We start from the raw sequence: 6,792 nt of genomic DNA on the forward strand, positions 1-6,792 counted from the left end.
GGCGCAACTGGACGGCCTGCAAGCCGCGCTGCGCAGCAAGGAGCAGCAGCGCGCCGCCCTCGAGGAACAGTTGCGCGGCCTGCGCCAACTGGCCAGCGAGGGCTACGTGCCGCGCAACCGCCTGCTCGACAGCGAGCGCCTGCTGGCCCAGGTCAACGGCGAGATCGCCGGCGACCTCGGCAGCCTCGGCAGTACCCGCCGGCAGATCCTCGAACTGCGCCTGCGCATGGCCCAGCGGCGGGAGAAGTTCCAGGAAGAGGTGCGCGCCAGCCTGGCCGACGCCCAGGTGCGCGCCGAGGAGTTGCGCAATCGCCTGGCCAGCGCGCGCTTCGACCTGGCCAACAGCGAGGTACGGGCGCCGGTCGCCGGCCTGGTGGTCGGCCAGGAAGTGTTCACCGAGGGCGGCGTGATCGCGCCCGGCCAGCAACTGATGGAAATCCTCCCGGAGCGCCAGCCGCTGCTGGTGGACGCTCGGCTGCCGGTGGAGATGGTCGACAAGGTCCGCGTCGGCCTGCCGGTGGAGCTGATGTTCAGCGCCTTCAACCAGAGCACTACGCCGCGGGTGGAGGGCGAAGTGACCCTGGTCTCGGCCGACCGCCTGCTGGACGAGCGCAGCGAGGCGCCGTACTACCGGGTGCGCATCCGCGTAGGGGAGGAGGGCGTACGTCGCCTGGCCGGCCTGGAGATCCGCCCGGGGATGCCGGTGGAGGCCTTCGTCCGCAGCGGCGAGCGCTCGCTGCTGAACTACCTGTTCAAGCCGCTGGCCGACCGTACCCACCTGGCGCTGGGGGAAGAATGAATCGCCTGCGAGCCTGCCTGCTGTCCTCCGCGCTGCTTTCGGCCTCCTCGGCCCAGGCGCTGGGCCTGCTGGACGCCTACCAACTGGCGGTGCGCCACGACCCGACCTTCCAGGCGGCGCTCCACGAGCGCCGCGCCGGCAGCGAAAACCGCGCCATCGGCCGTGCCGGCCTGCTGCCGAGCCTGCGCTACGACTACAACAAGGCGCGCAACGACTCCACCGTCAGCCAGGGCGACGCCCGCGTCGAGCGCGACTATCGCAGCTACGCCTCGACCCTCAGCCTGGAGCAGCCGCTGTTCGACTACGAGGCCTACGCGCGCTACCGCCAGGGCGAGGCCCAGGCGCTGTTCGCCGACGAACAGTTCCGCGGGCGCAGCCAGGAACTGGCGGTGCGCCTGTTCGCCGCCTACAGCGAAACCCTGTTCGCCCGCGAGCAGGTGCTCCTGGCCGAGGCCCAGCGGCGCGCCCTGGAAACCCAGCTGGCGTTCAACCAGCGTGCCTTCGAGGAAGGCGAGGGCACCCGCACCGACCTGCTGGAGACCCGCGCCCGGCTGAGCCTGACCCGCGCCGAGGAGATCGCCGCCGGCGATCGTGCGGCGGCGGCGCGGCGTACGCTGGAAGCGATGCTCGGGCAGGCACTGGAGGATCGCGAACTGGCCGCGCCCATCGAGCGTTTCCCGGCGTTGCGCCTGCAACCGGCGACCTTCGAGGGCTGGCGCCAGGTGGCCCTGCAACGCAGCGCCGAGCTGGGCGCCCAGCGCTATGCGCTGGAGGCGGCGGCCTACGAGGTGGAGCGCAATCGTGCCGGCCACCTGCCCAGGCTCAGCCTCTACGCCAGCAGCAGCAAGACGCACTCGGCTTCGGAAAGCACCTACGAGCAGAAATACGACACCGACAGTGTCGGCCTGCGTCTCAGCCTGCCGCTGTTCGAGGGCGGGCGGGTGTCGGCGGCGACCCGCCAGGCCGGCGACAAGTACGCCCAGGCCCAGGCCGAGCTGGATGCCCAGGTGGCCAGTGTGATCAATGACCTGCACAGCCAGTTCGACCTGACCGCCAGCAGCCTGGCCAAGGTGCGTGCCTATGAGATGGCGGTGGCGGCGGCGCGCGAACAGGTGACGGCGACGCGGCGCAGCGTCGCCGGCGGGGAGCGGGTCAATCGCGACGTGCTGGACGCCGAACAGCAGTTCTACGGCGCCCGCCGCGACCTGGCGGAAGCGCGCTACGCCTACCTCAACGCCTGGCTGCGCCTGCGCCAGCTGGCGGGGGTGCTGGAAGACCGCGACCTGGCGGTACTGGCCGCCTATTTCGGCGCCGGCGAAGGACGCGCGCAGGTCGCCGCTGCCATCAGATAGCTATCGGCCAGCGTGCCTTGCCTTGGGTCATCGCCTGCAACAGTTGCGGCGCGCTGGTGCCGTTTTCGATGGCGATGCCGAAGCGGATGCTCTCGATCATCCGCTGCAACTGCTCCAGGTCATGCAGTTGCGCCGGTCGGATCAGGCGCTTGGCGGCGACCCCGCGTTCGTTGGAGAGGGTGAGGACGATGCTGCCGTCCGGCCGCTCCAGGCTGAGGTTGACCCGGTACTCGGCCTGGAAGGCCTCGGTGAGGAGCTGGAAAGGGCTGCTGTCGGTCATGGCGGACCACCTGAATGCTGTCGTGCTGGTTGGGACTGGGTGCCGCCCGGAAAGTTCTTTGTCACCGCCGGGCTGTACCCTGCGCCGACGTGCGGACGTCTATCTGCGCACGTGCCTTGGCCTGGGCCTTGCACGCTTCGGGCCAGGTGGCCGTCGTCTTTGTCGGGAGAAGCTATGAAACAGAATTGGGCCGAGCGCCTGCGCGCAAGCATGCACCACCAGGCGGAGAGCCTCGGCAACCTGCTGGTGGAGGCGTTCCACTACCTGGCCCTGTTCGCCATCGGCGCCACGGTGTTCTGGGCGGCGGGCGCGGCCTTCCTGGGGATGGTGAACAAGGGGCATGCGTCGATCGACGACATCCTCCTGCTGTTCATCTACCTCGAGTTGGGCGCGATGGTCGGTATCTACTTCAAGACCAACCACATGCCGGTACGCTTCCTGATCTATGTGGCGATGACCGCGCTGACCCGCCTGATGATCGCCGACATCCAGCACAACCATACGCCGGACGATGGCATCATCCTGGTCTCGGTGGCGTTGCTGCTGCTGGCGCTGGCGATCCTGGTGGTGCGCTTCGCCTCGGCGCGCTTCCCTTCGGCGAAGTCCGACGGCGCCGCCGCGCGGCGGGTGGCGAGCGAGGACGCCGAAGGGGAAGCCTGATTCGTCGCCGCGCCGGAGCCGGTCTCCGGCGCGCTTCCGGCCAGCGCAACGGCCTGGCAATGTACTACCATCGCCCGGTCGTGTTCAGGAAGCCTGCCCCATGAAGGGATGGAAACTCTTTACCCCGTTGCTGATCCTCGCGATCGTCGCCATCACCCTCTACCTGCGCCTGCACAATCCGCCCCTGCTGTTGCAGGGCGAGGCGGACGCCACCAACGTCATCGTTTCCTCCAAGGCCAAGGGCCGGGTCCAGGTGCTGCACGTGCGGCGCGGCGATGAGGTGAAGCAGGGCGACCTGCTGATCAGCCTCGACAGCCCCGAGCTGGAAGCCCAGCTCGATGCCCTGCACGCGGCGCGCAACCAGGCCCAGGCGCAGCTCGATGAGTCGCTCCACGGTACTCGCGAGGAGAGCATCCGCGCGCTCAAGGCCAGCCTGGCACAGGCCGAGGCCGAGTTGCGCAACGCCGAGTCGGATTTCCAGCGCAACCAGCAGATGGTCGAGCGCGGCTTCCTCTCGCGGACCCAGTTCGACCTCTCGCGGCGTGAGCGCGATGTCGCCCGCGACCGCGTCGCCGAGGCGCGGGCCAATCTCGACGAAGGCCTCAAGGGCGACCGCGAGGAGCGCCGCCAGGCGTTGCAGGCCGCGGTGCGCCGGGCCGACGCGCAGATCGCCGAGCTACAGGCGCAGATCGACGACCTGCAGGTGCGCGCGCCGGTCAACGGCGAGGTCGGGCCGATCCCCGCCGAACAGGGCGAACTGATCAACGCCTACAGTCCGCTGCTGACGCTGGTGCGGCTGGACGACAGCTACTTCGTCTTCAACCTGCGCGAGGACATCCTGGCCAAGGTGCGCAAGGGCGACCGCATCGTCATGCAGGTGCCCGGCCTGGGCGGCGCCGAGGTCGAGACCGAGCTGCGCTACATCGCCCCGCTGGGCGATTTCTCGACCAGGCGCGCGACCCGCGCCACCGGCGATTTCGACCTGAAGACCTTCGAGACCCGCTTCTACCCGTTGCAGCCGACACCCGGCCTGCGCCCGGGCATGAGCGCGCTGTGGCGCTGGACGAACTGAGCGATGGCGTGGGCCGCGCTGAAGCGCAACGCCAGCCGTTTCGTCCAGGCGTTCAACACCGAGACGCGGATCGCCTGCCGCAGCTGGACCATCCACTGGCTCGGCTGGTGCTGGCCGCTACTGCTGTTCGGCGTGATCAGCGGCGTCTACCAGGCCGGTACCCTGCTGGACATGCCGCTGGCGGTGGTCGACAAGGACCATAGCCAGCTGTCGCGCAAGCTGATCCGCGACCTCGACGCGACCTCCCACGCCCAGGTGATCACCGTTCCCGCCGGCGTCCAGGAGGGGCTCGACGCGATCCGTCGGGCCGATGCCTACGCCTTGCTCTACATCCCGCCGGACTTCGAGGCCGACGTGCTCGGCGGGCGCGCGCCGAAGGCCGAGCTGTACTACAACGCGCTGCTGTATTCGGCCGGCTACGCCGCCACCCAGGACTTCTCGGCGCTGGTCGCCAGCCTCAACGGCGAATTGCGTCCGCGCCTGGCCGCCGGGATGCCGGCGGCGCTGCCGCACCTGGCGAGCATCAGCGTGTCCTACGACAGCCTGTTCAATGCCAGCGGCAACTACATCTATTACCAGCAGTTCGCCGCCATCGTGCACCTGCTACAGCTGTTCGTGATCGTCACCATGGTCCATGTGCTGGCCCGCGAGGCGCCGGAACTGCGCGCCTCCTCGCCGCACATCCTGCGGGCCAAGGCCCTCGGCGTACGCCTGGTGGGCAAACTGGCGCCCTACACGCTGCTGTTCACCGCGCTGCTGATGCTGGAAATCTTCCTGCTGGTGGCGTTCTCCGGCGCGCGCATCAACGGCAGCCCGCTGGCGATGCTGATGATCACGCTGTTCTACGTGATCGCCGCGCAGAGCGTCGGGCTGGTGCTGTTCGTCTTCACCGCCAACCGCTTCACCGCCTATTCGCTGGTGGGCATGCTGATCGGCGTCGCCCAGACCTACTCGGGAGTGCTGATCCCGGAACTGGCGATGCCGACCCTGGCGCGGGTGATCGCCGAGGCCGAGCCGCTGACCCACACCCTGCACGGCCTGTTCGACCAGTTCCTGCGCCAGGCGCCGCCCAGTTCGGCGCTCTACACCTGCGCCAAGCTGGCGCTGTACCCGCTGATCGCCTACATGATCGCCAAGATGCGCCTGCGCAGCCGCCTGGACCTGAGCCCGATATGAAGAACTACCTGCAGATCCTCCGGGAAACCCTGAAGGCCATGCTGTCCAAGCCGATGTGGCTGATGGTCGTGGCCTCGGTGTGCATCACCTCGCTGCCGTACATGAACCACACCGCCCTCGACCTGCCGGTGGCGGTGGTCGACGAGGATCACAGCGACGTGTCGCGCGAGCTGGTCCGGCTGCTCGATTCGGCGCCGAAGGTCGCCGTGGTCGGCTACGACAGCCTGCCGCAGGCCAAGCGCGACCTGGCCTGGCGCGAGCTGTACGCGATCATCGTGATCCCGCTGAACTTCGAGAAGCGCCTGCTGCGCGGCGAGGCGCTGGTGATCCCGTACTTCGGCGATGCCACCAACCGCATGGCCAACGGCCAGATCCAGCAGGACATCTCGGCGGTCTACAGCGCGCTGACCAACCGCTACAACGCCGCCCTGCTGGAACGCGAAGGCTTCACCGCGACCCAGGCGCAGGTGGTGCTGAGCCCGCTGGTAGGGCAATTGACCGACCTGTTCAACCCCGGCATCAGCTTCGCCGCGATCGTCCTTCCGGGGCTGCTGTCGCTGATCCTGCAACACAGCCTGCTGCTCGGCTGCACCCGCGGCAACATCATGCTGCGCGGCGGCACCCCGCGCTACATGCGCCAGCCGCTGTCGACCCGCTTCGGCCGCTACAGCGCGCAACTGCTGATCTGGACCGTGCTGGCGATGCTCTTCTACGTGATCTGGCCGCACCTGCTGGGCTATCGCCAGTCGGCCTCGTTCTTCATGCTGCTGGGGATCGTCCTGCCGTTCCTGATCGCGGTGATCGCCCTCAGCGAGTTCATCGCCGAGCTGCTGCCCACCGAGGAATCGGTGTACCTGACCATGACCTTCATCACCCTGCCGCTGTTCTACATGGCCGGCTACAGTTGGCCGGAACAGGCCATGCCGGACTGGGTACGCTGGCTGGCCGACGCGATCCCCTCGACCTGGGCGATCCGCGCCATCGCCGAGATGAACCAGATGGACCTGCCGCTGCGCGAAGTCAGCGACCATGCCCTGGTGCTGCTGGGCATGGCCGCCACCTATGCGTTGCTGGGTACGCTGCTGTACCAGTACCGCAACTGGCGCTGGGACAACGTCAAGGGTTGGTGAAGCGGCGCAAGGCCGGCCATACTCGGCTGGCGTTCGCACAGGGAGATGAAGGAATGTTTCGTTCGGGGCTTTCTTTGCTGGTGCTTCTGGGGCTCGCCACGCTCGGCGGGTGCGGTTCCGTCAACACGCTGGTGCGCGACGACGCCAGCGCCGCCCACGACCTGCGCCTGAAGGCGACCGCCTGCACCAGCCTGCCGCGGGTGTACAGCGGGGTCAGCTACACCTTCTGCCGGCTCAACGTGAAGACCGGGTCGCCGGTGGCGCCGGCGCAAGCCGACGGCATCCTCGAGGTGCTGGCCCTCGACTTCGCGCTGTCCGGGGTG

8 protein-coding genes are annotated in these 6,792 nt (G+C 68.6%); 7 read left to right on the forward strand and 1 reads right to left on the reverse strand.

The genetic code is table 11. The features are described 5' to 3' along the window. Both FFS27_RS25795 and FFS27_RS25800 read left to right on the forward strand, forming a co-directional pair. A partial coding sequence (locus tag FFS27_RS25795) for an HlyD family type I secretion periplasmic adaptor subunit (RefSeq protein WP_137952288.1) occupies positions 1-799 on the forward strand: 799 nt, incomplete at its 5' end. Beyond that, positions 796-2,151 carry a TolC family outer membrane protein gene (locus tag FFS27_RS25800; RefSeq protein WP_004345209.1) on the forward strand — a complete coding sequence of 452 codons (1,356 nt, stop codon included), beginning with the start codon at positions 796-798 and terminating at the stop codon, positions 2,149-2,151. The genes FFS27_RS25795 and FFS27_RS25800, both read left to right, overlap by 4 nt. Here FFS27_RS25800 and FFS27_RS25805 read toward each other — a convergent pair. Further along, positions 2,144-2,431, reverse strand: a complete 288-nt coding sequence (locus FFS27_RS25805) for a DUF3509 domain-containing protein (protein WP_003091839.1) — start codon at positions 2,429-2,431, stop codon at positions 2,144-2,146. The genes FFS27_RS25800 and FFS27_RS25805 overlap by 8 nt on opposite strands. A 174-nt stretch (positions 2,432-2,605) precedes the next feature. On the opposite strand from FFS27_RS25805, the gene FFS27_RS25810 reads away from it, so the two are divergent. From FFS27_RS25810 to FFS27_RS25830, 5 genes are all read left to right on the forward strand, one after another. Continuing rightward, positions 2,606-3,091 carry a phosphate-starvation-inducible protein PsiE gene (locus FFS27_RS25810; RefSeq protein ID WP_003091838.1) on the forward strand — a complete coding sequence of 162 codons (486 nt, stop codon included), beginning with the start codon at positions 2,606-2,608 and terminating at the stop codon, positions 3,089-3,091. Positions 3,092-3,191: 100 nt separating this feature from the next. Beyond that, entirely contained in the window at positions 3,192-4,163 is a 972-nt protein-coding gene (locus tag FFS27_RS25815; protein ID WP_003091837.1) for an HlyD family secretion protein, read from the forward strand. Between the two features lie 3 nt (positions 4,164-4,166). Continuing rightward, entirely contained in the window at positions 4,167-5,339 is a 1,173-nt protein-coding gene (locus FFS27_RS25820) for an ABC transporter permease (protein ID WP_003130238.1), read from the forward strand. Next, complete coding sequence (locus tag FFS27_RS25825) at positions 5,336-6,469, forward strand: ABC transporter permease (RefSeq protein WP_003098675.1); 1,134 nt, start codon at positions 5,336-5,338, stop codon at positions 6,467-6,469. Before FFS27_RS25820 ends, FFS27_RS25825 begins: the two co-directional genes overlap by 4 nt. 53 nt (positions 6,470-6,522) lie before the next feature. After that, the coding region (locus FFS27_RS25830) for a YceK/YidQ family lipoprotein (protein WP_137952289.1) at positions 6,523-6,792 on the forward strand (270 nt) is incomplete at its 3' end.

The organism is Pseudomonas sp. 2VD (assembly GCF_005503585.1).
GTDB classification, from domain to species: Bacteria; Pseudomonadota; Gammaproteobacteria; order Pseudomonadales; family Pseudomonadaceae; genus Pseudomonas; species Pseudomonas aeruginosa.